The organism is Aquiluna borgnonia (assembly GCF_013283855.1).
Classification (GTDB): domain Bacteria; phylum Actinomycetota; class Actinomycetes; order Actinomycetales; family Microbacteriaceae; genus Aquiluna; species Aquiluna borgnonia.
The window spans coordinates 618,625-644,286 of record NZ_CP054056.1; the positions used below are offsets into that span (position 1 = coordinate 618,625).

Consider the following 25,662-nt stretch of genomic DNA (forward strand, 5'->3'; position numbering starts at 1 on the left):
CGTGGAGAAAGTCGAATATTGGTTCAACACCAAAACCAAAGCGGTTGAGCAGGGGAAGCTTTCCCTGTCGGTTGATCGCCTAGGTCCCTTTGAAACTTATGAGCAGGCCAAGCTCGCGGAACAAACTATCGCCGAGCGAGCCAGACAAATTCGCGAGCAGGACGACGAGGATTGGGCTTAGCTGAAACTCTGCTCATCGCTCGGGAATGAGCCTGAGCGAATCTCGTCCCGATAGTTTTTTGCTGCCTCTCCCAATTGTTCTCTTAGGTTTAGATACTGCTTGGCAAACTTTGGGATTTTTGAGCTAAGACCTGCAAAGTCTGTCCAAACCAAAACCTGAGCATCAGTGGCGTTGCCAGCTCCGATGCCGATGGTTGGAATGGTTAGTGCCTTCGTAATTCTTTGGGCTAAGTCAGCGGGAACCATTTCTAGGACGATGGCGAAGGCCCCAGCTTTCTCAATGGCGAGACACTGCTCGTAGATGTCCTCGGCACCTTCGCCACGCCCTTGAACCTTGAAGCCGCCAAGGGCATGCACCGACTGCGGTGTGAAGCCGACATGGCCCATGACCGGGATACCTGCTCCCACCAGGGCTTTGATTTGCTCTAGTTTGGCACCTTCGAGCTTGACTGCTGCCACGCCGGTTTGCTTCATTGCGGTGATGGCTGATTCCAGAGCCTGCTCAGCTGAGATCTCATAGCTTCCGAAGGGGAGATCTAAAACGACTAGGGCATTCCTTGCCGACCTTGCGACAGCCTTGCCAAAGGCAATCATTTCGCTGAGCGTAATCGGGATGGTGCCATCGTTTGCCAAGACCGTGTTACTGGCGGAGTCGCCAACCAATAGGACTTCGATCCCGGAAGCGTCAAAGATCTCTGCGGTCAAAGCGTCATAGCTAGTCAAGACGGAGAATTTCTGCCCCTGAGCCTTGAAATCTCTTAGGGTCTGGGTGCGTATCTTCATAGTTTCCCAAATCTAGTGGTAAGCGGGACCCTGCGACCCCGGCCGAAAGCCAGGTCGGTGGTCTTGGTTCCAATTGCACCTTGAGACCGTTTCCACTCAGCAGCCCTAACCAGCTGATCGATTCGGCTCGCCGTTTCTCTTGCGTGACCCGCCCTTACCACTTCCTCCAGGGTGGCATTGCCTTCGATGAGCATCTGCAGAATCGCGTCTAACTCAAAGTAATCCGGGAGGGAATCCTGATCGACCTGCCCTGGCCTAAGTTCCGCGCTGGGGGGCTTTGAGATTGAGTTTTCGGGAATGATCTCTGATCCCCTCAGCTCGTTGTACTTTCTTGCCAGAGCCCAGACGTCGGTTTTATAGACGTCCTTGATTGGGGCAAAGCCACCTGCGGAATCTCCGTAAATAGTTGAGTAACCAACGGCAACCTCGGATTTGTTGCCGGTTGATATCAGCAAGTAGCCCTCGGAGTTTGAAATTCCCATGAGGATGACGGCTCGAATTCTCGCCTGGATGTTTTCCGACGCTAACGGGCTGAGGTCCAAAAGGTTCTCAAAGCTCTGGTGTGGCTCATCTATTTCAACCACTCGGTGTTCAATTCCAAGTCTTTCCGCCAGTGCAACGGCGTCGGTAATTGAATGATCTGATGAATACCTTGATGGAAGCAGCACGCCTAAAACATTCTCTACTCCGACTGCCTCTGCGGCCAGGGCTGCGCAGACAGCCGAATCAATACCCCCACTTAGTCCCAACACGATCTTCTTCTGCCCGGTCTTGCGCAGGTAATCCCGCAAGCCAATAACCAAGACGTGCCAGAGTTTTTCCAGTGGATCTGACTCAGGTACTTGGTTCTGGAAGTAGAGACCGGGTTCAAGCCCCGCGCTGATTACCTCATTTCGGCCATCTAGCAGGAAGCTGTCCCCGTCGAAAACCAGCTCATCCTGTCCGCCGGCAAGATTCACATAGGCGAGGGCAAGGCCTGAGCTGAACCTCTTGGCAACTTCCCTGCGCTCCTTGGATTTGAGTCTCGTGTAGGGCGAACCGTTAGGAACGACAACGAGCTCTACGCCCATTGCCTCGAGTCGGACCGCTCTCTCAGAATTGGGATCCCAGATGTCTTCGCAAATGGCGATTGCGCATTTGGTGTCACCAACTTCGAAGACGAGTTCACTTTGTCCGGGGATAAAATTTCGCCAGTCATCAAACACGTCATAGTTTGGTAGCCGTTGTTTGTCGTAGACGCCTAGAATCTTGCCATTTCTGATGACCGAAGCGCTGTTGTGGGCAATCGCGTTCGATGCCTGCAACTGCAGTTTTTCACTCCGGGCAAATCTGGCATGTCCAACCACGATGGTTAGCTCTGGAAACGAAAGACTTTCCCGTGTCAATTGTTCTAGGGCGGTTTCCCCGGCTGCAATTACATCCCTGCGATAGCTAAGGTCCCCAAGCGGGTAGCCATTGATTGCTAGTTCGCCGAACACCACGAGATCCAGTGAGTTCTTGGCGGCCTTAGCTAAAAGTTCTTTGATTTCATCAACGTTGTGCGCGTAGTCACCCACCACCGGGTTTGTCTGGGCTAAACCGACCTTTATTCGCAACACAGCCACTAGCCTATTAGCTAGTAGCAGGAGGGTTTATGGACAAGCAGCAAGAGTTCGTACTTCGGACCATTGAAGAGCGCGGTGTCAAGTTCATCAGGCTCTGGTTTACCGATGTTGCCGGAACCCTAAAGTCCGTTGCTGTTGCCCCGGCTGAGGTCGAGGGTGCTTTCGCTGAAGGTATCGGTTTTGATGGCTCTGCCATCGAGGGGCTGGCCCGCACCAGTGAGGCCGACATGCTTGCGATGCCTGACCCATCCACCTTTCAAATTCTTCCCTGGCGCGGGACCGTAGACCCCGCTGCAAGGATGTTTTGCGACATCGCGACCCCCGATGGAAAGCCTGCCAACGCGGACCCCAGAAATGTTTTGAGGCGTGCTCTGGACAAGGCAGCCAAAATGGGTTTCAGCTTCTACGTTCATCCAGAAATCGAGTTTTACCTGCTCAAGGGAACTGAGTTGGGCCCTGATGGCCAACCTGTGCCGGTCGACAATGCTGGGTATTTTGACAACGTTCCGGGTGGAACGGCACATGATTTTAGAAGGCGCGCCGTCACCATGCTCGAGCAGCTGGGCATCTCGGTCGAGTTCAGTCACCACGAGGGCGGGCCCGGTCAAAACGAGATCGATCTACGTTATGCCGATGCGCTTTCGATGGCCGACAACATCATGACCTTCCGCACCGTGATCAAGGAGGTGGCGATTGAGCAGGGTGTCTACGCAACTTTCATGCCCAAGCCCTTCACTAACCACCCCGGCAGTGGCATGCACACTCACTTCTCGCTATTTGAGGGAGATCGAAACGCGTTTTTTGATGCCGCTGCACCGTATCACTTGAGCATTGTGGCCAGGCAGTTCATAGCGGGAATCCTCAAGCACGCTCCAGAGCTAACTCTGGTTACCAACCAGTACGTAAACAGCTATAAGCGACTGTGGGGCGGTGGAGAGGCTCCAAGTTACGTGAGCTGGGGACACAACAACCGTTCCGCGCTAATTCGTGTGCCGCTTCACAAGCCTGAGAAGAGTCAGAGCACTCGCATCGAGTATCGAGCGATGGACTCAGCCGCAAACCCATATCTGGCTTACGCGCTGCTTTTGAGTGCCGGCCTGAAGGGAATCGAAGAGGGTTACGAGCTCGGCGCAGAAACCGAAGACGATGTGTGGTCGCTGAGCGACATGGAACGGCGAGCCATGGGCATAGAGTCTCTCCCGCAGTCTCTGGACCACGCCATTCGAAAGCTTGAAACTTCCGACTTGGCGGCAGAGGTGCTGGGAGAGTCCGTCTTCAGCTACGTTTTGGCTAACAAGCGCAACGAATGGGCTCAATACCGCTCGCAAGTGACCCCATTTGAAATTGAGCAAAACCTCCGCACTCTCTAATGGCTGAGGCAAGAAGCGGCAGTCTGTCTGAACTGGCAAGGCTCGGTTTCGAAGAGCTCTCGCAGACCATACCGAAGTTAGAGCGCCTGGTCTCATTGGTCGGAGACCGTGGACGATCCGCCATGTCTTACCTTTCGGCTGCTGCATCGCCCGACTTAGCGCTTGATGGGTTCATCAGGCTGTCTGAGATCGCCCCAAAAGAGATCTCCAAGTTGCTTGCAAAAGAGGAAAATGCAACCCGTTTGGCTCGGGTCTTGGGCTCGTCCATGGGACTTTCCGACTACTTGGTCAGGAACACCTCCTCCCTGGACACATTTCTCAATCCGGTTCAGCTTCCTATCGAGTCTGAGTTACTTGTTCTGAAGGCCAATAGCGACGATGAGTTGAAGCGCAACTACTTTGCGAAGCTCCTTCAGATTACGGACTTTGACCTAAGCCACACCGATTACCGGGAGCCGATCAAGGCGGTCACAGCAGCGCTAAGTGATCTCGCGGCTGGAGCCTTGGAGGGTGCTCTAAAACTTGCCAGGGAGCAAACCCTCCAAGAGGGTCGTTTCGACGCCCAGGCTATAGCCCAAACCAAGCTTGCGGTCATTGCCATGGGTAAATGTGGAGCGCGAGAGCTCAACTATGTGTCGGATGTCGACGTTATTTACGTAGCGGACGGTGATGCTGAACAAACCATTGAAATCGCCACCAAACTAGCCACCAAGTTGGCTCGAATAATCTCTGAGCCCTCGCTTGAACCTGGATTATGGCAGGTTGATCCGAACCTCAGGCCTGAGGGAAAGTCCGGCGCGCTGGTTCGTAGAGTGGAATCTCACCTCGCCTACTACGAGAAATGGGCTGAGGAGTGGGAGTTCCAGGCATTACTCAAGGCCCGTTTTGTGGCCGGGGATAGCGAGCTTGGAGCCCGCTACGAATCCACGATTAAACCGCTCGTTTGGAGTCGAACCAACCGCTCCGCAATTGTTGAGAGCGCGAGGCATCTCAGGAAACGGGTTCTAGACCTTATCCCAGCCGGGGAAAAAGATCGTGAGATCAAACTCGGTCGCGGCGGGCTCAGGGACGTTGAATTCACGGCGCAATTGATGCAGTTGGTGCACGGGGTGACAAACGAGTCAGTCAGGGTTCCAGACACGTTATCGGCCCTTGAGGCACTGGCTGAAAGCGGATTTATTTCGCGAAAGGATTCGGCCGCATTCTCTCGGCACTACCAGACCCTAAGGGCAATCGAGCATCGGGTTCAGCTCTCCAGGCTTCGGCGCGACCACTTGTTTCCCAACTCCGAAACCGAGTTACGCAGGGTCGCCAGGGGGCTGGGGCTGAAGACTCAGGAACTCGAGCAGATCTGGCGAAGTGTCCGTCTAGAGGTTGCCGCCCTGCACGACAGTGTTTTCTATCGACCGCTGCTGATGGCCATGGCGAATCTAGAGCCAGGGGACATCTCTCTCTCGGAGCGAGAGGTCCAAGAGCGTCTAAGTGCTCTTGGATTCCGGGATCCCAAGGGCGCCCAAGCTCACATTTCCGCCCTCACCTCTGGTGTGTCAAGAAGGGCCACTATCCAGCGCACATTGCTGCCAGTTCTAATTCGCTGGATGGCAGATGGGGTTGATCCCGATCGCGCGCTAATTAGCTTCCGTAGGCTAAGTGAATCGCTGGGGGAGACCCACTGGTTCCTGAGGATGCTTAGGGACTCATCTGGGGCAGCGGAACGCTTGATGCGTGTGCTGTCTTCCTCCGAATACATTGCAAAATTGCTTGAGCACATTCCTGATTCCTCGGAGTGGTTTGGGGACGAGGAGGCGCTCAGGCCAATTCCTCTAGAGGGCATAAGCAGTGAAATGGCATCGGTCGCGGAGCGGGCTGGGGATGTCGGTTCGGCAGCGGAGGCGATAAGAAACATTCGTCGCCGCGAGGTGTTGAGAGTTTCCATTGGAGCTGTTCTCGGAGTGACAACACTGGAGGAGATTTCTCTCGGCCTTTCGGAAATCACAGACGCCTACATTACGAACATGCTCGAGCTCGCCAAATCTGAGGTCAACGCCGAGTTTGATGTGGCCGTGGTGGCAATGGGTCGCTGGGGTGGAGAGGAACTTGGATTTGGTTCGGATGCCGACGGCATGTTGGTTTACGACTCTCAGGAACTAACCTCTCAAGCTCACGGGGAGCAGATCGCCCAGCGGCTGCTAACGCTGGTGCGCGATTACCTGTTGGAGTTTGAATTAGATCTGGGATTACGGCCTGAAGGGAAAAATGGCCCCCTGATTCGCTCTCTTCAGGGCTATGCCGGTTACTACGAGCGCTGGGCAGAGCCGTGGGAGTTTCAGGCTCTGCTCAGAGCGAGGGTTGTGAGCGGTTCGGTCAAGCTCCAGGATTCGTTCAAATCACTAATCGATTCCTATCGCTACCCAGAAAGCGTTCCGGCAAAGACTCTGATTGAAATTCGTCGTATTAAGGCCAGGGTCGAGCACGAGCGACTGCCCCAGGGAGCTGACCCCGCCCGCCACCTCAAGCTCGGTCGAGGATCACTCTCAGATGTTGAGTGGCTGGTCCAGCTGATGCAAATTGCTCACGCTGCCACTCACCCTAGCCTCAAGACCATTTCAACCGTCAAGGCGCTTAGAGAGCTGGGGGAGCTCGGCATCATCGACAGGGAATCCAGTGATCGGCTGCTGGCCGGCTGGATGATTGCGTCCAGGTCCAGAAGCGCCCAGGTGCTGGCATCGGATAAACGCTTGGATGTCTTACCCACTGACCTTCGTCAGTTGGAGGCCATGGCTCGGATTTTGGAGTATCAGCCAGGTGGCGCTAGTCAATTTGAGCAGGATTACCTGGCTGCCACGCGCAAATCCCGCAGTGCTTTCGAGAAGTACTTCGCGTAAAAAATAGGCGGGCCCTTTCGGACCCGCCTTCTCTGTTTGATTCTTAGACGCCGTAGTAGAGCTCGAACTCGTAAGGGTGAGGGCGCTGCGCCAGTGGCTTTAGCTCCTTCTCACGCTTGTAGTCGATCCAGGTCTCAATCAGGTCGTCTGTGAAGACGTTGCCCTGCTTCAGGTACTCGTTGTCCTGCTCTAGGGCTTCGAGAACTCCGCCTAGCGAACCTGGAACCTGAGGAATGGACTTCGCCTCCTCTGGTGGCAGCTCGTATAGGTCCTTGTCGACCGGAGCGTGTGGCTCAATGCGGTTTTTGATTCCATCTAGACCGGCCATCAGCATTGCCGCGAAAGCCAGGTATGGGTTTCCTGAGGCATCTGGAGCACGGAACTCAATGCGCTTAGCCTTCGGGTTAGATCCGGTCATTGGGATACGGATAGCAGCCGAGCGGTTACCGGCTGAGTAGACCAGGTTCACTGGTGCTTCAAAGCCTGGGACTAGACGGTGGTAAGAGTTCACGGTTGGGTTTGTGAAAGCCAGCAAACTTGGGGCGTGCTTCAGCAGACCACCGATGTACCAGCGAGCCAGGTCAGAGAGACCACCGTAGCCGGACTCGTCATAGAACAGCGGCTTGCCGTCCTTCCACAGTGACTGGTGAACGTGCATACCGGAGCCGTTGTCGCCAAAGAGTGGCTTTGGCATGAAGGTCGCAGTCTTTCCATACTGGTGAGAGACGTTCTTGACGATGTACTTAAACTTCAGGACGTCGTCAGCAGACTTCACCAGGGTGTCAAAGCGGTAGTTGATCTCGCACTGTCCAGCAGTTCCGACCTCGTGGTGGCTGCGCTCTACGTCGAGGCCTGCAGCCTCAAGCTCAAGCACGATTGCATCGCGAATGTCGGCAAGGTGGTCAACTGGAGACACTGGGAAGTAGCCACCCTTGAACGGGGTCTTGTTTCCTAGGTTCCCACCCTCTTCGTGACGAGCAGAGTTCCAGGCACCTTCAACCGAGTCCACGATGTGGAATGCGGTATTGGCCTTAGTCTCGTAGCGAACCTCATCGAAGATGAAGAATTCTGCCTCTGGGGCAAAGAATGCAGTGTCTGCAATACCAGTTGAGGCAAGGTAGCGCTCAGCCTTGTGAGCAACCTGGCGAGGGTCGCGGTGGTAGAGCTCACCGTTTCTCGGGTTGTAGATGTCGAAGGAGATGATCAGAGTCTTCTCAATGCGGAATGGGTCGATGTACGCGGTGGTGACATCTGGAATCAACTGCATGTCTGATTCGTGAATTGAAGCAAAGCCGCGAATTGACGAAGCGTCAAATAGCTGGCCATTTGCGAAGAAGTCTTCGTCAATCTGGGAAACCGGCAGGTTGAAGTGCTGCTGGACGCCTGGTAGGTCGGTGAAGCGAACATCTAGGAATTTGACATCGTTTTCCTTGATGTAGGCAAGCACCTCGGAGGCAGTTTTGAACATGAAAGTGCCCTCTCTTGGGTTTGCTTAGCGCGACATTCCGGGTGGAATGTTCACAATTTACTGCGGTTTTGTTTCGGGAATGTTAAGCCTTGCGCTTTGGGGCACGCATTTTCATCGGGTCAATACCCTTTGGAATCGGCAGCGCGGAGCCGGCAAGCGCATCCAAGCGGTTTGCAACGGTGGTGACCTCAGAGCGATTTAGCGACTTCTTCACCTTGTAAACGGTTGAAAGGAGAGCGTGCAGTCTCACCCCACCATCGATGTGGACATGCAGCTTCGTTACTGGGACTCCAGGTGCACTGCGGGAAATCTTTCTTGCCTCATCGTCCAGCATTTGCTTGATCCTGACGCCGGAACCTTCTCCGATTAGAACTACACCAGCTGGGCCAATCATTCGGTAGACGGCCTCTCTAGTTTTGGCATTCACCGCTACTGGGGTGGAAGATGCGCGCCAGCTGCGTCTGATTTGCGAATCTAGCACTGCGCCAACGGCACCTGCCTGACCCTCAATCTGCATGTAGGCGTTGCGCTCTGCACGCTTTGACATGATGATCATGAAGACCAGTGCTCCGCTGACCACGGATGTGATTACCCAAAGCCAGAACCCGAAAGTGTTGAGTCCATTGACCAACCAACCAACCAATAGACCGAGAGCAATTACTCCCAGGAAGCTCAACAGCGAGAGCCACAGGGCGGCGGGGTCATTCTTGGCAGTTATTTTGTAAACGCGCATCAACTGGCGCATTCTGCCTGGATTCTTCGGGTTCTTAGCCATCCCAGTAGTTTACTCAGGCAATGGCGCTGGCTTGCGCGAACTCAACTTTGTCGGCGAGGTGTTTCAGCTCCTGAGGAATGGGCCTACCCTTCGCGATCATGCTTGTAGCCCACAGGCGTCCCGCTCGGTAACTGGAGCGAACAAGGGGTCCGGATAGCACGCCGAGGAATCCGATTTCCTCGGCCTCCTTTGCCATTTCGACAAACTCCTCAGGCTTCACCCAGCGCTCAACCGGATGGTGTCGAGGGGAAGGTCTTAGGTACTGGGTGATTGTGATGATGTCCGTGCCGGCATCATGCAGGTCCTGGAGCGCCTGGGAAATTTCAGAGCGCTCCTCGCCCATGCCGAGAATTAGGTTGGACTTTGTGACCATTCCGGCATTTCTGGCTTGTGTGAGCACATCAAGCGATCGCTCGTAGTTGAAGGCCGGTCTGATTCTCTTGAAGATTCTTGGAACTGTCTCCACGTTGTGAGCGAAGACTTCGGGGCTGGCGTCAAAGACCTGCTGGAGTAGCTCTGGTTTGCCACTGAAGTCCGGAACTAAAATCTCAACGCCCGTCCCGATTGACTGCTGGTGAATTTGCCGAATGGTCTCTGCGTAAAGCCAAGCGCCTTCGTCCTCTAGGTCGTCTCTGGCAACGCCGGTCACGGTCGCATACCGCAGCTGCATGCTTTTGACTGATTCGCCAACTCGGCGAGGTTCATCAGCATCGAAGTCGGCCGGTTTACCTGTGTCAATCTGGCAGAAATCACAGCGCCTGGTGCACTGAGATCCTCCGATTAGGAAGGTCGCCTCGCGGTCCTCCCAGCACTCAAAAATATTTGGGCAACCTGCCTCTTGGCAAACGGTGTGGAGGCCTTGCTCCTTGACGTGAGACTGCAGCTGACGATACTCCGGACCCATCTTGGCCGTGGTCTTGATCCAGGCGGGTTTACGCTCGATGGGAGTGGAGGCGTTGCGCACCTCAAGACGGAGGAGTTTGCGCTCGGGCTTAGATTCGGACATTCGGTATTTCTCCCAATATTTGCTTGATAAGGCTAGCCGTATCTCGCGGTGAAATGTTCCCGCCGGTTAGCTTTGAAAGTGTCGTGGTTCGAGCATCCGAGATTCCGCAGGCAATGATGTGTTCATAGGGATCTAGCGAGTTATTGCAGTTGAGTGCAAAGCCGTGCATGGTGACCTTTTCGGATACGCGAATCCCAATCGCAGCAACCTTTTCGTACTCGCCTGCAACGTCTACCCAGACGCCGGTGCGCCCGATCACCCGCTCGCCCCTAACCCCAAAGTGTGCAATGGTGTCAATTAGGACCTGCTCCATCCATCGCACGTAGTTGACGACGTCAATTGGCTGCGGGAGGTGCATGATCGGATAGCCAACAAGTTGCCCAGGGCCGTGCCAGGTAATTTTGCCGCCCCGGTTGGTTTCCACAAATTCACTGCCATCATTTGGCAGCTCGCTGGCGTCAGTCCGCTTCCCCGCAGTGTAAACCGAGGAGTGCTCCAAAAGCAGAACGGTGTTGGGCCTTTTCTCCGCAACCACATCGGCGTGAACCTTCAGCTGCAGGTCGTAGCCCTCCTGATAGCCAACAAAATCCGGGTCAAAACCTACCTCAATAAACTCAGGCATTAGTGCCGCAGTCCTCTCTCGGTTAGGTTTGTGATTTCGCCAACTTCCGCCTGAACTACCAGGAGCTGTTACTAGATACCCAGGTTCGCCTCGAAGGCACCAGCCTCGAGTCTCGCCTTGACGTCGGTTAGGTAGCGGGAAGCATCCGCGCCATCGATGTGGCGGTGGTCATAGCTCAGGGCAAGGTAGACCATTGAGCGAATGGCGATTGAATCGTTGCCGTCTGCATCGGTGACTACCACCGGACGCTTGGTAACGACTCCGGTTCCAAGGATTGCGCTCTGCGGCAGGAAGACCACCGGGGTGTCAAACAGAGCACCGCGGCTTCCAGTGTTGGTGAGGGTAAAGGTGCCACCGCTTAGTTCATCCGGGGTCAGTTTGTTGCTTCGGGTGCGCTCCGCTAGTTCAGCAATCTGGCCTGCAATCTGTGCGATGTTTAGCGAAGCCGCATTCCGGATAACTGGTGTCAGCAAACCGCGCTCAGTATCAACAGCAAAAGAGATGTTCTCGGAGCCGTGGTAAACGATGTTTTCACCGTCAACGGTTGAGTTGATCTTTGGGTGTGACTGCAGACCCTCAGCCGCCGCCAGGGTGAAAAACGGCATGAAGTTGAGCTTGTTGCCGGTCTTTGCGACGAATGCACCCTGAACGTTTTTACGAAGGGTCGCAATCTTGGTCACATCGACCTCCACGACCGTGGTGAGCTGTGCCGAGTTCTGCATCGAAGCAACTGCTCTTTCAGCAAGGACCTTGCGAAGTCGAGACATCGGCTCCGAGGTTCCTCGAAGGGCAGAGACGGCTGCAGGCTGGTGAACAACCGGCGCACTCGAGGCCGCGACGGTAGCAGTTGGTGCCACGTGGGAAAGTACGTCTTCCTTGCGGATGCGTCCGCCTACGCCAGTCCCCTTTACCTGAGCAAGGTCTACACCCATGTCGTTAGCTAGCTTCCGGACGATTGGGGTCACGTAGTTTGGATCAGACTCGTCTTGAGACTCTGAAATTGCTGGTGCAGCAGGTGCCACCGCTGGTGCAGCGACGGGGACAACGACTGGCGGCGCCACTGGTGCAACTACTGGAGCCGGGGTTACCGGAGCCGCAGCCGCAGCCGCAACTGGCGGTGGAACAACCACCGGGGCTTCAACGACCGGAGCGGGGGTAACTGCGGCTGGAGCGACAGCTACTGGCGCTGAAGCAGGCGCTGCACCCTCGCCAACGACAGCTAGGACTGCTCCGACGGCAACCGTCTCGTCCTCTTGGACACGGATTTCCTGCAGGATGCCGGCGACCGGGGAGGGGATCTCGGTGTCTACCTTGTCGGTGGAGACCTCAACCAGCGGCTCATCGATGGCCACTGTGTCGCCGACCTTCTTTAGCCAGCGCGTGATGGTTCCTTCGGTAACAGATTCTCCGAGGGCTGGAAGTACTACTTCGCTCATTGTTGATTCCTTTAGGCGTGTGCGTGGAGTGGCTTGCCAGCGATAGCAAGGTGTGCCTCGCCGATGGCTTCGTTCATGGTTGGGTGGGCGTGGATGTGAGGTGCTACATCCTCGGGGTGAGCTTCCCAGTTCACGATCAACTGTGCCTCACCAATTTGCTCCCCGGCACGAGAGCCGATCATGTGGAAACCGACCACTGGACCATTGATCTGGCGAACTAGTTTCACGATTCCGGCGGTGCCCAAGATGTTGCTCTTCCCGTTTCCGGCGAGGTTGTACTCGTAGGTGGAAACTGATTCGGAACCGTACTTTTCGCGAGCCTGGGCTTCGGTAAGTCCAACTGACGCAATTTCAGGCTCACAATAGGTAACGCGAGGGATTCCCATCTCGTCCACCTTCATGGGCTTGAGCCCGGCGATTTCTTCCGCAACGAAGATTCCCTGCATGAAACCGCGGTGTGCGAGCTGCAGTCCCGGGACGATGTCACCGACTGCGTAAACGCCTGGAAGATTAGTTTGCAAACGCTCGTTGGTTAGTACCCAACCGCGGTCCATCTGAACGCCCTGCTCCTCAAAGCCAAAGCCGGTTGCGTTCGGGCCTCTACCAACTGCGACAAGCAATATGTCAGCCGTGATTTGGTCGCCATTTTCTAGCTCTACCTGAACCCCAGATTCGTTCTGGGACACGGTCTTGAACTTGTTTCCAAGCTTGAATTCGATGCCGCGCTTTCGGTAGGCGCGCTCGAGTACCTTGCTGATGGCTGGGTCCTCATTTGGAACCAAGCGGTCAAAACCTTCAATAATCACCACTTCGGCACCGAATGAGCGCCAAATCGATGCAAACTCAACACCGATTACTCCACCGCCCAGCACCGCAACCTTCGAAGGTACGAAATCCATCTGCAGGGCCTGATCACTCGTAATGACGCGGCCTCCGATCTCAATCCCCAGCGTGCGGGTGTTTGAGCCGGTCGCAAGGATGACGTTTTTACCCGTGTAGTTCTCCCCGTTTACGGTCACAGTCTTGGGACCGGTTAGCCGGCCTTCACCCTGGACGAAAGTGATGCTCTTAGAGCTAACCAGCCCGGTGAGACCCTTGTAGAGCTTGTCGATGATGGAGTCCCGGTACTTGTTTACCTGGGTCATGTCGATCGACTGAAAAGTCGCGTTCACGCCGAACATGGCGGATTCTCGAGTTACGTCAGCGACCTCAGCGGAGTGAAGCAGAGCCTTGGTCGGGATGCAGCCGCGGTGTAAACAGGTGCCACCGAGCTTGTCCCGCTCGATTAGAGCAACACTCATGCCCAACTGAGCGGAGCGAAGGGCTGCCGCGTAGCCACCACTGCCGCTTCCGAGGATTACGAGGTCAAAATTGTGATCGGACATATAGCTACTCCAAGTTGTCGCCAAACAGCCCCAAGTCTAATACCTAGCTGCTCGCCAAAGAGTCGGCCATGTCAATCAGCGTTCTAATCATCACACCGGTCGCCCCCTGCGGGGTTATGTCGTAGGCCGCAGCGTCATTATTCGCGCTGGGTGCGATGTCCAGATGTGCCCAGCTAGTCCCCTCTGGAACAAAGTCCTTCAAGAACTGTCCGCCCACAAGCATGCCGCCAGCGCGGTTTCCGATCTTGACGTTGGCGATGTCCGCAAGTTCTGAGTTGAGGATCTCACGCAGTTCAACTGGCAACGGCATTTCCCAGAGCAGCTCCCTGCTGCGTTGCGCGGATTCCAAGGCAAGCTTCACGGCAGCACCGGTCCCCATAAGCCCGGTGTAGCGGTTTCCGAGCGCGATGGTGGCCGCACCCGTTAGCGTGGCAACATCAACAATGTGATCAGGAGATAATTCGGCCGCGAGGCTCAATCCGTCGGCGAGCACTAGGCGGCCCTCAGCATCGGTGTTTAGTACTTCTACCGTTTTTCCGTTTCGAATCCGAATGACATCGCCCGGCCTCGTCGCCTCACCTGAAGGCATGTTCTCTGCAAGGCACATGAAACCGGTGACATTGATTTTTGTTTTCTTCAGAGCAATGCCAATCATGGCTCCAAGAACGGTTGCCGATCCCGCCATGTCGTACTTCATGCCAACCATGGACTCTGCAGGCTTGAGCGAAAGACCACCCGTGTCGAAGGTAATTCCCTTCCCAACCAGAGCGAGGTGTTTTCCGCCGCCCGAATAGCTCAGTTTGACCAGTCTTGGTGGCCTTACGGAACCCTTGCCAACCGAAAGTATTCCGCCGCAGCGTTCCTGCTCTAATTTTTCCTGGTCCCAGATCTCAACGGTTATTCCGACAGCCTCTGCAAGTTCCTTCGCCTTCTCGGCGAGTAGTTCGGGGTAGAGGTCGTTGGCTGGCTGATTAATCAGCTCACGAATTCGCACGATGGTCTGTGCTGTGGTGAGTTCAGGCTCCAAGGTCAATTTGTCTGGGTGGACAATCACGACCTCTGAGTCAACGGGTTGCTCAGATTTGTAGGCGGAGGGAGTTTTCTGGCCCAAAATTACGCCCATCACTAGCTGCTTTGCTTCGGCCTCGTCAGCTGCCCTCAGCACCAGGGGAGCACCTGGCGCCATCCCCCTGAGCGCGTTCGCTGCAAAGTTCATGGGGTTGTATGTATCTCCGCAACCAATGATGAGCAGCGAGCGGTCCTCGAGCACGATTCGGGCCACGCTTCCAGGTTTGCTGTCAGCCTTTGCCAAAGTGCGCTGTTGGTCCGAAATAGTGTGAACTTGATCCTTTAGTCCACTTTTCAGATAGGGAATAGCTTCCTGGTGGATGGAATTTGGATTAGCTGAGGCGGTGGTTATTTTGATCACCCAAAGAGCTTAGGTGAGTTAGTATCTGGACATGAGCAAGCTGTATCGCGTCTATGGTGAGCGCACCGAGCTCAAGGGCCTCCCGTTGGTGGCGATGCTCTCAGGGTTCACCGATTCTGGAAGCACGATTTCACAGCTGAGCGAGCATTTCTTTGCCCACCTCGACAACGAACTTCTGATCAGGTTCGACAATGATCAACTCTTGGATTACCGCTCTCGCCGGCCGGTCCTCTATTTCGAGAAAGATCACATCGAGTCCTACGAGCCCAACACCCTCGGTATTTACCTTGTCCAGGATGAGGCTGAACAGAGTTTTCTGTTGCTCGAGGGCTACGAGCCAGATTTCAAGTGGGAGGCATTTACCGAGGCGATTATTGAGATCGCTAAGGATTTCGAGATTTCTTCGCTCACCTGGGTCCACTCAATTCCGTTTCCGATTCCCCACACCAGGCCAATTGGCATCACCGTGTCCGGAAATCGTGCAGACATGATTGATCGCTTCAGCGAGTGGAAGCCGCAGACCCAGGTTCCTGGCAACATCGTACACATGCTCGAGTATCGCCTCAGCGCCGAATCACTTCCAGTGGTTGGGTTTGTCCTTTTGGTTCCGCACTACCTTGCGGATAACGAAGTGCCGGCTGCCGCACTCTCTGGCCTAGAGCTGATTACCGCTGCCACCGGACTGGTCTTCCCCTCCGATGAGATTCGAGAGCGAGCCAACAAGTTCGCAGCAAAGGTAGATGCGCAAGTGGAGGAAAATCAAGAGCTCTCAAAGCTAGTTGCAACGCTGGAGCAGACCTACCAGAGTGGCACCGGACCTTCAAGGGCTCCAATCGGAAAGCCCTCCGCCCCAACTCCCAGCGCGGATCAGATAGCCGACGAGTTGGAGAAATACCTCTCGAGCATAAGAAGGAATTCTGAAGACTCGGAATAAATTTCAGGATTCTGCTCTTTTCCACTGAACTGAAGCAAATTCAATGGCATAATTAGCTCCTCAAACCCTTAGCGAGTCTTCTGACTTGACAAGGGTTTAAACTCTGCCCAAAAAATGAGGTCATCATCGCAACCGTATCCAAAGCCACCGCAAAAGCCACCAAGCCCAAGGCAAAAGCTAAGGGCGGTGTAGAGGCTGCCGCTGAAGATGAGGTCGACCTAGAGGACGAAGTCGACATCGAGTCTGTTGAAGACATCGTGGCCGAGGTGGTTGAGGCGGCAGAGGCTGTCGTGGAGGACCCTGCAAAGGATGAGGATTTGGATTTGGCCACCGAGGTTGTGGCTCTTCCATCTGATTTAGTGGTGCTCAGCGACGACGACGATGACATTCCGGTTCAGAACCTAACCATCTCCGGAGCGACAGCGGACCCGGTCAAGGACTACTTGAAGCAAATCGGCAAGGTCGCCCTGCTGAATGCCGAGCTCGAGGTAGAGCTTGCAAAGCGCATTGAGGCGGGCTTGTTTGCCGAGGAGCGCCTCGCCACCGCAAAGAGCCTCTCTCCTGCTGAGCGCAGAGATCTGTCATGGGTGGTCAAAGACGGTGCTCGAGCCAAAAGTCACCTGCTAGAGGCAAACCTTCGCCTGGTTGTTAGCCTCGCAAAGCGCTACACGGGTAGGGGCATGCAATTCCTTGACTTGATTCAAGAGGGTAACCTCGGTCTAATTCGTGCTGTAGAGAAGTTCGACTACACCAAGGGTTACAAATTCTCAACCTACGCAACCTGGTGGATTAGGCAGGCCATCACTCGCGCCATGGCGGACCAGGCTAGAACCATTCGTATCCCTGTTCACATGGTGGAGGTAATCAACAAGCTGGCCAGGGTTCAGCGCCAGCTGCTTCAAGATCTAGGCCGCGAGCCAACCCCAGAGGAATTGGCTGCCGAACTTGACATGACCCCGGAAAAGGTTGTCGAAGTTCAGAAGTACGGGCGTGAGCCAATTTCTCTTTCCACGCCGCTTGGTGAAGATGGCGACAGTGAGTTTGGGGACCTGATTGAGGACACCGAGGCTGTCGTGCCTGCCGATGCTGTTGGTTTCACCATGTTGCAGCAGGAGCTTGAGAGGGTTCTAGATTCGCTTCACCCCAGAGAGGCCGGAGTTATCAGGTCTCGCTTTGGGCTTGGAGATGGAGTGCAGATGACTCTCGACCAGATTGGTGAGAAGTTCGGCGTTACCCGCGAGCGTATTCGTCAGATTGAATCTAAGACCATGTCGAAACTGCGTCACCCGTCTCGTTCGCAACTACTGCGCGACTATCTAGATAGCTAATGCGCACAATCCTGGCCATGGCGGCCGGCAAGACCCTGCGGTTTTTGCTCCGTCGGGTAAGGCGCGGGGGTGGTTCTGCACTGCCAGGGACTTTGGCCTACAAGATTCAACCCCTGCTGTTAGAAAATGCCATCGCATCGGCCCCGCTCGGCCTGGTCGTTGTCAGTGGTAGTGCGGGTAAGTCCTCGACAACGAAGATTCTCGTTGAGCTGCTTAGGGCTCACGGCCTCAAGGTTTTTACTAATCCATCGACCGCAAACATCCGGCAGGGCTTCTACGCGGCAATTTTGCAGTTTGCCGACCTCAGGGGGCGGATCGATGCCGACATAGTTGTGATGGAGTGGGATGAGGGTCACGGGGCTGCTTTCTCTCAGACCCTCAAACCCAGACTTGCCGTTTTGACTAACGTCCTATCCGATCAGCTCGATAGATTCATTGATCCTGTTTACGTGGTCGAAAAGCTCGCGACCATTGCGGGCAATTCCAGCCAAATTGTTTTCAATCGAGATGACAAAAACCTGAGTCAGTTCGCTGCTTCTCACCCAAATAGTCTCGGCTTTGGGCTGGGGGAGGAGCTAGTCAAAATTGGCCCGGACTACGCCCTGAATTTTGGCGAACATCCTGAACTTTCCAGGGATTGTCTTGTCGAATCAGCCACCGATGGGCAGCTCGAGCTTCGAGTCAAGGGCAGACTTGTGAAACTGTCGGGTGACTATGAGAGTCTTCCGAACGCCTTGAATACTGCAGCGGCTGTGCTGGCGGCTAGTGAGCTCACCTCACTTGACTTCGCCAAGGTGGTTTCCACCATTGAAACCCTTCCGCCGGTATTCGCTAGGGATGAGAATGCAATCATCAGGGGGCGAAAGGTCAGATTGATGCTGGTTCAAAACCCGACCAGCTTTCAGCTCAACCTGGATAAGTTGAACACCACCCCAACCCCGCTGATGCTCATGGCGGGTAGGGACATTCACGATCCGAGTTGGTTGTGGACGGTCGATTTCTCCAAACTCTCCAAAGTCGACGTCGTCGGAGGATTCAACGCCTACGAACTTGCACTCAGGCTCTTTTCTGCAGGAGTCCAAGTGAGCCAAGTAATACCTGAGATTGACAAGGCGAATGAGGCATTTTTGAGACTGGAAGGCGACAGTGCCACCATTTTGTTTTCTGCAGATGCGATGCGAAGAACCCGCAGATACCTAGGGTTGGCCAAATGACAAGGCTTTATTCATTTCAACCGCACTATTTCAACAACAATGGCGATCAAGGGAACCTAGAGGTTATAACTTCTGCCATCCGTGCCAGTGGTTCGAGCTTCAGCGTTGTCAATGAGCCCTCAAATGCTGATTTTGTGCTGATTGGCGATTGTTCCATTGCTGTCGCCGCCAAGTATGAGTCGGAGCTCCGGGCGTTGGTACCCACGCTTTCTCTCAGGCTGGAATCCGGTTTGCCAACTCTGCTGGTGGGGCGAAGCTATGAGCTATTGGCCTCAGACTTGGGCATCGAACTTGATTTCACAGATCGAGTCTCAGCATTCGTATCAGAGCAAGATGGCGATAGTGAAATTTGGGGCTACCACAACTCTTTGGTCTCAAGCCCAAAGGTTTTTCGCAAGGGAAATTTCATCGCCACCACATTATTTGGTCCGTTGCTCGCTAAGAACCCACATGTTTTGAAGAGCATGGTTGGAGCCATGGGTGTGGAGATTAAGTTGGAGCGGATGGGGGCGTTGGAGGCATTGGCCGCCAAGGCCCGAAGCAACACTACTTTTGGCTGAGGTCCTCAGACTGGTCGTGCCAGTTGATGGTTAGCGGTTGGAGCTTCTCTTTGTTGGCATTCCCGTGATGGGCGCAAAAGAGCAGTTCGCCAGTTTCCATCTCAACTCGAATGTAGGCCTGGGCTCCGCATACATCGCAGCGGTCAGTAGCTATAAGCCGAGGGGACTCTTTTACGTTTTCCATGTTGCGACTATTCAACCAGCTTTAGGGTTATTGATTCCGCTATTTACCCTTTGTTTCGCTAACTGCGAAGTGGCAGCTCAAACAACTCTGGACTCTGAGTTAGATTTCCCAAGTGGAAACCTATTCAGCCAGGCACCTCTCTGTCCTAGAGGGGCTAGAGGCCGTTCGTAAGCGTCCGGGCATGTACATCGGGTCTACCGATGCGCGCGGACTCATGCACTGTCTCTGGGAAATTATCGATAACTCGGTTGATGAGGCTCTCGCAGGTCATGGAAATCAAATCGAGGTCATTGCCCATTCGGACGGTTCACTTTCGGTCGCCGATCACGGCCGTGGTGTCCCGGTTGACATTGAGCCTCGAACCGGACTCACCGGAGTTGAGGTGGTCTTCACAAAGCTGCACGCCGGTGGAAAGTTTGGTGGCGGTAGCTACGCAGCATCTGGTGGTTTGCATGGCGTTGGCGCATCTGTTGTAAATGCCTTGAGTTCGAGACTGGACGTTGAGGTTGACCGAGATGGCGCCACCTATCAGATGTCATTTCGCAGGGGGGAGCCGGGAAGGTTTTCTGGAGCTGGCCCGGATGCGAGCTTCACCGCCTTTGAGGATGGCAGTGAGCTAACCAAGATCGGCAAAGTTGCCAAAGGTGTCACGGGAACCAGAGTCAGATACTGGCCAGATCGGCAGATCTTTGAAGCATCGGCCGCTTTTTCGCTGCAGGATTTGGAAAACCGGCTGAGGCAAACAGCCTTTTTGGTTCCAGGCCTGAAGCTCCTGGCTACTGATGAATCTTCAGCCACAAAGCTTGAATACCAGTTCGAAGGCGGCATTGCCGAATACGCGGAGTTCTTGGCTAAGGATCTAGCCATCGTCCCAACCAAAAGAATTCAATTTGAGACAACTTTTGAGGAGACCGTTCCGGTTCTGGATGAAGACAGTGGGTCTATGGTTTCCAAGGCGGTCGAGCGCAATGCCAAGGTTGACATTGCCCTTCGCTGGGGTCAGGGCTTTGACACTGAGCTCAAAACCTTTGTGAACATCATCGCCACACCCAAGGGTGGGAGTCACCAGGCAGGTTTCGAACTGGGCCTTCTAAAGTCGATTCGAGGAGCTATTGAGGCTAACTCTAGAAAGCTAAAGGCCAACGGCCTAAAAATCGAACGTGACGACATCTTTGCCGGCATGACTGCGGTCGTTGCAGTCAGTTTTCCGGAGCCTCAGTTTGAGGGGCAAACCAAGGAAACTCTGGGTACTCCGGCGATCAAGCAAATCGTGGCCAATGGTATTGGCGCTTGGCTGGACAACTTTCTCAGTGGAGGTATTCGCGGAACCAAAACCGAGGTTGATGCCTTGTTGGACAAAGTAGTTAGCGAGGCTAAGGCAAGAATCAGCGCCCGAAGCCTGAAAGACACCCAGCGGAGAAAGAACGCCCTCGAGTCATCATCACTACCCACCAAACTCGTTGATTGTCGTGCCGATGCTACTGCGGGCAGTGAGCTATTCATTGTGGAGGGCGACAGCGCACTTGGAACTGCAAAGTTAGCCCGCGACTCAAAATTCCAGGCGTTGCTGCCGATTCGCGGAAAGATACTCAACGTACAAAAAGCGTCTGTCTCCGACATGCTTTCCAATGCCGAGTGCGCCTCTATCATTCAGGTAATCGGTGGAGGTTCGGGTCGAACCTTCGATTTAGATTCGGTGCGTTACGAAAAAATCATCCTCATGAGCGACGCAGATGTGGACGGCGCTCACATTAGAACACTGCTGCTCACACTGTTTTTCCGATACATGCGTCCGTTAGTTGAAGCCGGCCGGGTTTACGCAGCCGTCCCACCGCTTCACCGAGTCATGGTTCAGAATGGGCGCTCGAAGGAGCCCGTTTACACCTACTCGCAATCTGAACTCAATGACCTACTCACAAAGTTGGAGAAATCGGGCAAGACCTACCTAAATCCCATTCAGCGCTACAAGGGCCTTGGCGAAATGGACGCCGATCAGCTAGCCGAAACCACCATGAATCCGGGAAATCGCATGCTCAGGCGGATAACTGCCGATGACGCTCAGCTCTCGGATGAGGTCTTTGAATTGCTGATGGGAAATGAAGTTGCTCCGCGCAGAGACTTCATTATCGACTCTGCTGATAGCTTCGACCGCGAGCGGATCGACGCCTAAAGTGCTCCACCTAGGTAGGTGGAAATAGGTGTACCCGAGCCGTCTCGACGGTCATCAGTCTGAGGCCCTTGGATTCTTTTCTCATCTAGGTCGAATAGTCTCGCTGGAGACTTCGCGATCGTTGCGAAGTAGAGCTGGTCTTCTCCTTTGAGGAAGCGGTGGGCTCGAATGCCCATGGCAGCTCTACCCTTCCGGGGGTATGCAACAAGCCTCGTTACCTTGGCGCTTCCAGCATCCGTCCCGCCGAGTGCCATTGCGGAGTTTGCGGCAGTCACAAGCACACCATCGTCGATGGCGTTGCCGAAATAGATGGCCCGACCCTCGGAGATGTTCATTCCTGCCATGCCGGAGGCGGGTAGCCCCTGTGGCCGAACGGTATCGGCATTGAAAATCAACAGATTTCCTGTCGAGCTCACGAATGCAATCTCGCCGCCATCGGTTGACTCGCAGACACCAATCACCTCATCAAATTCCTTGAGGGAAATTACCGGGACCTCTTGCTTTTCGGGGAGTGGACCTGTGAATCGCTTAACTACGCCGCCTGAAGTCCCGATTGCAAATGTCATATTTGATCTCCAGGGGATGACGCCAACGACCCGGCTCGACTTTGTGCCGATGAGAGATTCTGGCTCTGGTAGATCAGGTGTTACGGCTGCAGAAATACTTGGGAGATCGGCGACGTGGACGGAGTGAGCAACGCCATCGGAGGTGATTAGTGCTAAATCGGACCTCGTAGTGGTCTCGATAATCCTCGCATCGAGGGTCTGTCTGTCAACCGGAAGGTTGCTGGTTCGGTAAAGCTTGCCAGTTGGCGTTACGCATACGAAGGTCGGCTCATCAATCAACTCTTGGACCACGACGGGCTTCTTGCTGACCACCATTCCCGCAGAATCTATCAACTGCGTTCTGCGTGGTGAACCATACTTTTCAGAGACCTCTTCGAGTTCGCGCCTAATAGTTGTCTTCATGAGACTTTCCGACTCCAGCAATGATTGAAGTTCGGAAATCTCTTTGCGGAGTTGATCCGCCTCAGTCTCCAGTTCAATCACGCTAAATCTGGTTAGCCTTCGCAGGCGCAATTCCAAAATGTGGTCCGCCTGAAGCTCACTTAGGTCAAATACCTGCATCAGCCTTGTTCTGGCTAGCTCTGCGGTGTCTGATGTCCGAATAACCTCAATGACCTCATCAATGTTGAGTACCGCAACCTGAAGCCCCTCAAGCAGGTGGAGCCTCGATCTTCTTCTCGAAAGCCTGGACTCGCTCCTTCTTCGAACGACCTCCAGGCGGTGCAGGAGATACACCTCTAGAAGTTGCTTGAGGCTGAGCTGCTGGGGACGGCCATTAACCAGGGCGACATTATTGACGTTAAAGGCCTCCTCCAGTGGTGTCAGCCGATACAGCGCCTCCATTACCGAATCAGGGTTGAATCCAGTTTTTAGTTCAATTACCAACCGCAAACCGTTATCTCGGTCGGTAAGGTCAACCACGTTGTGGATTCCCTCAAGTTTTTTGGCACTGACCGCGTCGCGAATTCGGTCAATCACCCTCTCGGGACCTACCAGGTAGGGGAGTTCTGTTACTACGAGGCCGGTTCGGCGAGGACCAACACTCTCAACCGATACTCGTGCGCGCATTCGGAAGCTGCCTCGTCCGGTCTCGTAGGCCTCCCGAAGCGACTCGGCCACAAGTGCAACGGCGCCGGTTGGGAGATCAGGACCAGGAATGTGTTCCATTAGCTCAGCGGTGCTTGCGTTTGGGTTTGAAATTAGGTGAACCAGAGCAGCTATCACCTCTTTGAGGTTGTGGGGTGCCATGTTGGTTGCCATACCAACTGCGATGCCGCTGGCGCCATTCACCAGAAGGTTTGGAAATGCTGCTGGTAGGACGGATGGCTCAGTCAGCTGAGCATCGTAATTAGGCTCAAAATCTACGGTGTCCTCATCGAGTGACTCGTTCAGAAGCAGTGCTGCGGGAGCGAGCCTGGCTTCGGTGTAGCGGGCCGCTGCAGGACCGTCATCTAGAGATCCAAAGTTTCCGTGGCCATCGATCAGAGGAATCCTCAGCGTGAAAGGCTGTGACATGCGTACTAGCGCGTCGTAGATTGCACCATCACCGTGAGGGTGGAGTTTTCCCATCACCTCGCCGGTTACTCGAGCTGATTTGACATGGCCCCGATCCGGACGCAGTCCCATTTCGCCCATCTGGTAGATGATTCTGCGCTGAACGGGTTTTAGTCCGTCTCGGGCATCGGGAAGTGCTCGAGAGTAGATAACTGAGTAGGAATACTCCAGGAAGCTTTCACGCATCTCTTTGCCGACGTCAATGTCAACTATGCGCTCTTTGTTTTCGGACATGGTTCCTGATGTGTCAAACTGGTCTGGTGCCCATGACTTTACCCGTTGTTCCCAAAGCCCTGGGGAACCTGAGGCACGTGTTCTCTTCAAGCTTGCTGGCTGTTCAAAAAAAGCCAAATCCACTTGGCCTCAAACCGAAAAAGAAGATCGTTTGCATTCTGGTAGATGGGATGGGTGCGGAGAACATTCTTGCTCGAGCCGGGCATGCTCCCTATCTGGCTGCTGCTGTCCGGGCGGGGGCTGTCGGGTTCAGCGGATTTCCTTCGACGACCTCTGCAAACATTGCCAGCTTTGCAACCGGGCTGTCTCCGGGGGAGCACGGCCTGATTGGCCATGCGGTTTATGACCGCAAACACGACAGAACCTTGAATCTTCTAACCGGCTGGGATGAGTCCACTGACCCTCTGCTTTGGCAGCCGAACACCTGCGTTTCAGAGCTTTCAACCGCTGCGGGAATTGCATGCAACGTAATAGGTCATGCGGAGTATCAACATTCCGGTTACACAATGGCCACGATGCGAACCGCTAACTACCTGGTAGCTGAGAGCATGCGGGAGCGCTTTGACAGAGCTCTAGAAGTCATGGTTTCCAAGAGCGAATCCATTAGTTACCTGTACATTCCCGAGCTGGATAAATACGGCCACAAATTTGGCTGGGAGACCGCGGGCTGGGCTGCACTGCTAGAGGAGGTTGATGGCGAGCTCAGAAGACTTGTGGGCAAACTTCCTACTGACGCAGGAGTCCTTGTGGTGGCTGATCACGGAATGATGGACTCCCCACTAGAGCGACGCCTCTACATCGACGATTTCGTCGACCAGGGCGGGCTGGTCGACCATTTTGCTGGTGATACCAGGGCGAGTTACCTTTATCTAAAACAGCCAGATCTAGCCCAGGGCTTTACCGAACAGCTAAATAATCAACAGGAAATTTTCACTGCCGTAACCGGTACTCAGGCGCAAGCGGCGAACTGGTTCGGGCCAATTGGGCCAGAGGCGAGGGATCGATTCCCTGATGTAATTTTGCTGGCAAAAAGTAACATCACTCTTTTCCACAGTGTTTTTACCAAAAAGCGCGCCTTTGACATGACCGCCCATCACGGGGGTCTTACTTCTCAGGAAACCAGAGTGCCGTTAGTTCGGATCGGCTTCTAGGTGGGAAGCCCCAAGCACAATCTCGTCCCAGCTGGGGAGTGAGGCCCTTCCCTTGGCGGTCTGGGGCTTGATTTCCGCAGGTGCCTGCCGGCGGCTTCTGAGTTCCTGAACCAGGTCATGCACTGAAGCTGACGGGGCCTCTTCCGGAATTTCCGAAACTGGCACAGCTGGGGCCTCAAAGATTGCATCGCGCACTGCTGGATGCTTTCCGATTTTTCTCGCGGCAGAGTTTGATGGTTCAAGCAATCGCGCTTTGGGGTTGAAGAGCCAGGTGTAAGTGTCAGAGCCCTTGGCAGCAACAACCCAGCCGTCTTCGCTCTTGCTCACGCTGAATAGGGCGCCGGGATCAAATGCAAGGACTATGTCCTCAAATCGCTTCATCGAAGGACCGTCGGCCAGGGAAGTGTTAAGCGCCGTTTCGAGAACGTACTTGAGTTCATCGAGGATCGGGAGGGCGAACGGTTCAACGGCGGAGGAGGGCACGCCAAATTTCTCAGCAACTTGCTCTACCGTGCTGCCTGAGCGAATCAGCGACTGGACATCTTTTGGCGTGAAACCTGAAGACTCCACAACGTGATTTTTCCGGATAGCGTCCCTCAGGGATTCATCCAGGAGGGTTTGCATCCTAGTTCCGTCTGGTGCTTCAAAGATTAGAAAGTCACCTTCGCGGTTAACGAACTTTAATTCCATTTTGTGCTCCCTTTGATACGAGTTTGGCAAAGGGATTGGGGTTAGTTCGTTATTTGCTCGGTGAGTTGGTTAAGTGTTGGCGGACATCGGCGAGCCTTATTTGCAAAATGCGAGTTGCTAGGGGATGATACCTG

General features: G+C 54.5%; 21 protein-coding genes. 9 read left to right on the forward strand and 12 right to left on the reverse strand.

From position 1 onward, the window contains the following. Nucleotide 1 precedes the first annotated feature (1 nt). Nucleotides 2-181 carry a methionine aminopeptidase gene (locus tag HRU87_RS03220; RefSeq protein WP_173493506.1) on the forward strand — a complete coding sequence of 60 codons (180 nt, stop codon included), beginning with the start codon at nt 2-4 and terminating at the stop codon, nt 179-181. Here HRU87_RS03220 and panB read toward each other — a convergent pair. Then, the gene (gene panB, locus HRU87_RS03225) at nt 178-963 is read right to left on the reverse strand and encodes a 3-methyl-2-oxobutanoate hydroxymethyltransferase (RefSeq protein WP_173493507.1); all 786 of its coding nucleotides are present in this window, start codon (nt 961-963) and stop codon (nt 178-180) included. The two genes, HRU87_RS03220 and panB, sit on opposite strands and share 4 nt — an antisense overlap. After that, on the reverse strand, nt 960-2,561 hold the full coding sequence (locus tag HRU87_RS03230; protein WP_173493508.1) for an NAD+ synthase: 1,602 nt from the start codon (nt 2,559-2,561) through the stop codon (nt 960-962). The genes panB and HRU87_RS03230 overlap by 4 nt, the downstream gene beginning before the upstream one ends. 35 nt (nt 2,562-2,596) lie before the next feature. On the opposite strand from HRU87_RS03230, the gene glnA (HRU87_RS03235) reads away from it, so the two are divergent. Both glnA (HRU87_RS03235) and HRU87_RS03240 read left to right on the forward strand, forming a co-directional pair. Next, nucleotides 2,597-3,937, forward strand: a complete 1,341-nt coding sequence (gene glnA, locus HRU87_RS03235) for a type I glutamate--ammonia ligase (protein ID WP_173493509.1) — start codon at nt 2,597-2,599, stop codon at nt 3,935-3,937. After that, nucleotides 3,937-6,822, forward strand: coding sequence for a bifunctional [glutamine synthetase] adenylyltransferase/[glutamine synthetase]-adenylyl-L-tyrosine phosphorylase (locus tag HRU87_RS03240; RefSeq protein WP_173493510.1), 2,886 nt, complete (start codon nt 3,937-3,939; stop codon nt 6,820-6,822). Before glnA (HRU87_RS03235) ends, HRU87_RS03240 begins: the two co-directional genes overlap by 1 nt. Before the next feature lie 43 nt (nt 6,823-6,865). Here the strand turns inward: HRU87_RS03240 and glnA (HRU87_RS03245) are convergent, their stop codons facing one another. From glnA (HRU87_RS03245) to HRU87_RS03275, 7 genes are all read right to left on the reverse strand, one after another. After that, complete coding sequence (gene glnA / locus HRU87_RS03245; RefSeq protein WP_173493511.1) at nt 6,866-8,290, reverse strand: type I glutamate--ammonia ligase; 1,425 nt, start codon at nt 8,288-8,290, stop codon at nt 6,866-6,868. Nucleotides 8,291-8,372: 82 nt separating this feature from the next. Next, complete coding sequence (locus HRU87_RS03250) at nt 8,373-9,065, reverse strand: DUF4191 domain-containing protein (protein ID WP_173493512.1); 693 nt, start codon at nt 9,063-9,065, stop codon at nt 8,373-8,375. A gap of 13 nt (nt 9,066-9,078) precedes the next feature. Beyond that, entirely contained in the window at nt 9,079-10,071 is a 993-nt protein-coding gene (gene lipA / locus HRU87_RS03255; protein WP_173493513.1) for a lipoyl synthase, read from the reverse strand. Continuing rightward, a complete protein-coding gene (gene lipB, locus HRU87_RS03260) occupies nt 10,058-10,693 on the reverse strand; it encodes a lipoyl(octanoyl) transferase LipB (RefSeq protein WP_173493514.1) in 636 nt (211 codons plus the stop codon). Before lipB ends, lipA begins: the two co-directional genes overlap by 14 nt. 71 nt (nt 10,694-10,764) lie before the next feature. Further along, on the reverse strand, nt 10,765-12,129 hold the full coding sequence (sucB, locus tag HRU87_RS03265; protein ID WP_173493515.1) for a 2-oxoglutarate dehydrogenase, E2 component, dihydrolipoamide succinyltransferase: 1,365 nt from the start codon (nt 12,127-12,129) through the stop codon (nt 10,765-10,767). 11 nt (nt 12,130-12,140) lie between these two features. Next, entirely contained in the window at nt 12,141-13,514 is a 1,374-nt protein-coding gene (gene lpdA / locus HRU87_RS03270; RefSeq protein WP_173493516.1) for a dihydrolipoyl dehydrogenase, read from the reverse strand. Nucleotides 13,515-13,557: 43 nt separating this feature from the next. After that, nucleotides 13,558-14,943, reverse strand: a complete 1,386-nt coding sequence (locus HRU87_RS03275) for a leucyl aminopeptidase (protein ID WP_173493517.1) — start codon at nt 14,941-14,943, stop codon at nt 13,558-13,560. 31 nt (nt 14,944-14,974) lie between these two features. Between HRU87_RS03275 and HRU87_RS03280 the strand changes: the two genes are divergently transcribed. The 4 genes from HRU87_RS03280 to HRU87_RS03295 all read left to right on the forward strand — a co-directional run bounded on the left by HRU87_RS03280 (nt 14,975) and on the right by HRU87_RS03295 (nt 18,979). Further along, nucleotides 14,975-15,877 (forward strand): proteasome assembly chaperone family protein, encoded by a 903-nt coding sequence (locus HRU87_RS03280; RefSeq protein WP_173493518.1) that lies wholly within the window; start codon nt 14,975-14,977, stop codon nt 15,875-15,877. A gap of 122 nt (nt 15,878-15,999) precedes the next feature. Beyond that, nucleotides 16,000-17,205, forward strand: coding sequence for an RNA polymerase sigma factor (locus HRU87_RS03285; protein ID WP_173494247.1), 1,206 nt, complete (start codon nt 16,000-16,002; stop codon nt 17,203-17,205). Beyond that, a complete protein-coding gene (locus HRU87_RS03290) occupies nt 17,205-18,419 on the forward strand; it encodes a MurT ligase domain-containing protein (RefSeq protein ID WP_173493519.1) in 1,215 nt (404 codons plus the stop codon). Before HRU87_RS03285 ends, HRU87_RS03290 begins: the two co-directional genes overlap by 1 nt. Then, nucleotides 18,416-18,979, forward strand: a complete 564-nt coding sequence (locus HRU87_RS03295; RefSeq protein WP_173493520.1) for a hypothetical protein — start codon at nt 18,416-18,418, stop codon at nt 18,977-18,979. Before HRU87_RS03290 ends, HRU87_RS03295 begins: the two co-directional genes overlap by 4 nt. Here HRU87_RS03295 and HRU87_RS03300 read toward each other — a convergent pair. Further along, on the reverse strand, nt 18,966-19,163 hold the full coding sequence (locus HRU87_RS03300; protein WP_173493521.1) for a DUF7455 domain-containing protein: 198 nt from the start codon (nt 19,161-19,163) through the stop codon (nt 18,966-18,968). The genes HRU87_RS03295 and HRU87_RS03300 overlap by 14 nt on opposite strands. Nucleotides 19,164-19,275: 112 nt before the next feature. On the opposite strand from HRU87_RS03300, the gene HRU87_RS03305 reads away from it, so the two are divergent. After that, nucleotides 19,276-21,333, forward strand: coding sequence for a DNA gyrase/topoisomerase IV subunit B (locus tag HRU87_RS03305; RefSeq protein WP_173493522.1), 2,058 nt, complete (start codon nt 19,276-19,278; stop codon nt 21,331-21,333). Here the strand turns inward: HRU87_RS03305 and HRU87_RS03310 are convergent. Next, a complete protein-coding gene (locus HRU87_RS03310; protein ID WP_173493523.1) occupies nt 21,330-23,687 on the reverse strand; it encodes a DNA gyrase/topoisomerase IV subunit A in 2,358 nt (785 codons plus the stop codon). The two genes, HRU87_RS03305 and HRU87_RS03310, sit on opposite strands and share 4 nt — an antisense overlap. 32 nt (nt 23,688-23,719) lie before the next feature. Between HRU87_RS03310 and HRU87_RS03315 the strand changes: the two genes are divergently transcribed. Next, a complete protein-coding gene (locus HRU87_RS03315) occupies nt 23,720-24,838 on the forward strand; it encodes an alkaline phosphatase family protein (RefSeq protein WP_173493524.1) in 1,119 nt (372 codons plus the stop codon). On the opposite strand, the gene sepH is transcribed toward HRU87_RS03315, so the two are convergent. After that, the gene (sepH, locus tag HRU87_RS03320; RefSeq protein ID WP_173493525.1) at nt 24,818-25,528 is read right to left on the reverse strand and encodes a septation protein SepH; all 711 of its coding nucleotides are present in this window, start codon (nt 25,526-25,528) and stop codon (nt 24,818-24,820) included. The genes HRU87_RS03315 and sepH overlap by 21 nt on opposite strands. Between the last annotated feature and the right edge of the window lie 134 nt (nt 25,529-25,662).

Excerpts from the sequence above, each read along its gene's own strand:
- HRU87_RS03240 (WP_173493510.1), top strand. The coding sequence starts at position 3,937 with ATGGCTGAGGCAAGAAGCGGCAGTCTGTCTGAACTGGCAAGGCTCGGT.
- HRU87_RS03280 (WP_173493518.1), top strand. The coding sequence starts at position 14,975 with ATGAGCAAGCTGTATCGCGTCTATGGTGAGCGCACCGAGCTCAAGGGC.
- HRU87_RS03300 (WP_173493521.1), bottom strand. The coding sequence starts at position 19,163 with ATGGAAAACGTAAAAGAGTCCCCTCGGCTTATAGCTACTGACCGCTGC.
- sucB (WP_173493515.1), bottom strand. The coding sequence starts at position 12,129 with ATGAGCGAAGTAGTACTTCCAGCCCTCGGAGAATCTGTTACCGAAGGA.
- sepH (WP_173493525.1), bottom strand. The coding sequence starts at position 25,528 with ATGGAATTAAAGTTCGTTAACCGCGAAGGTGACTTTCTAATCTTTGAA.
- lpdA (WP_173493516.1), bottom strand. The coding sequence starts at position 13,514 with ATGTCCGATCACAATTTTGACCTCGTAATCCTCGGAAGCGGCAGTGGT.
- HRU87_RS03310 (WP_173493523.1), bottom strand. The coding sequence starts at position 23,687 with ATGTCCGAAAACAAAGAGCGCATAGTTGACATTGACGTCGGCAAAGAG.
- HRU87_RS03250 (WP_173493512.1), bottom strand. The coding sequence starts at position 9,065 with ATGGCTAAGAACCCGAAGAATCCAGGCAGAATGCGCCAGTTGATGCGC.
- lipA (WP_173493513.1), bottom strand. The coding sequence starts at position 10,071 with ATGTCCGAATCTAAGCCCGAGCGCAAACTCCTCCGTCTTGAGGTGCGC.
- glnA (WP_173493511.1), bottom strand. The coding sequence starts at position 8,290 with ATGTTCAAAACTGCCTCCGAGGTGCTTGCCTACATCAAGGAAAACGAT.
- HRU87_RS03295 (WP_173493520.1), top strand. The coding sequence starts at position 18,416 with ATGACAAGGCTTTATTCATTTCAACCGCACTATTTCAACAACAATGGC.
- panB (WP_173493507.1), bottom strand. The coding sequence starts at position 963 with ATGAAGATACGCACCCAGACCCTAAGAGATTTCAAGGCTCAGGGGCAG.
- lipB (WP_173493514.1), bottom strand. The coding sequence starts at position 10,693 with ATGCCTGAGTTTATTGAGGTAGGTTTTGACCCGGATTTTGTTGGCTAT.
- HRU87_RS03315 (WP_173493524.1), top strand. The coding sequence starts at position 23,720 with ATGACTTTACCCGTTGTTCCCAAAGCCCTGGGGAACCTGAGGCACGTG.
- HRU87_RS03290 (WP_173493519.1), top strand. The coding sequence starts at position 17,205 with ATGCGCACAATCCTGGCCATGGCGGCCGGCAAGACCCTGCGGTTTTTG.
- glnA (WP_173493509.1), top strand. The coding sequence starts at position 2,597 with ATGGACAAGCAGCAAGAGTTCGTACTTCGGACCATTGAAGAGCGCGGT.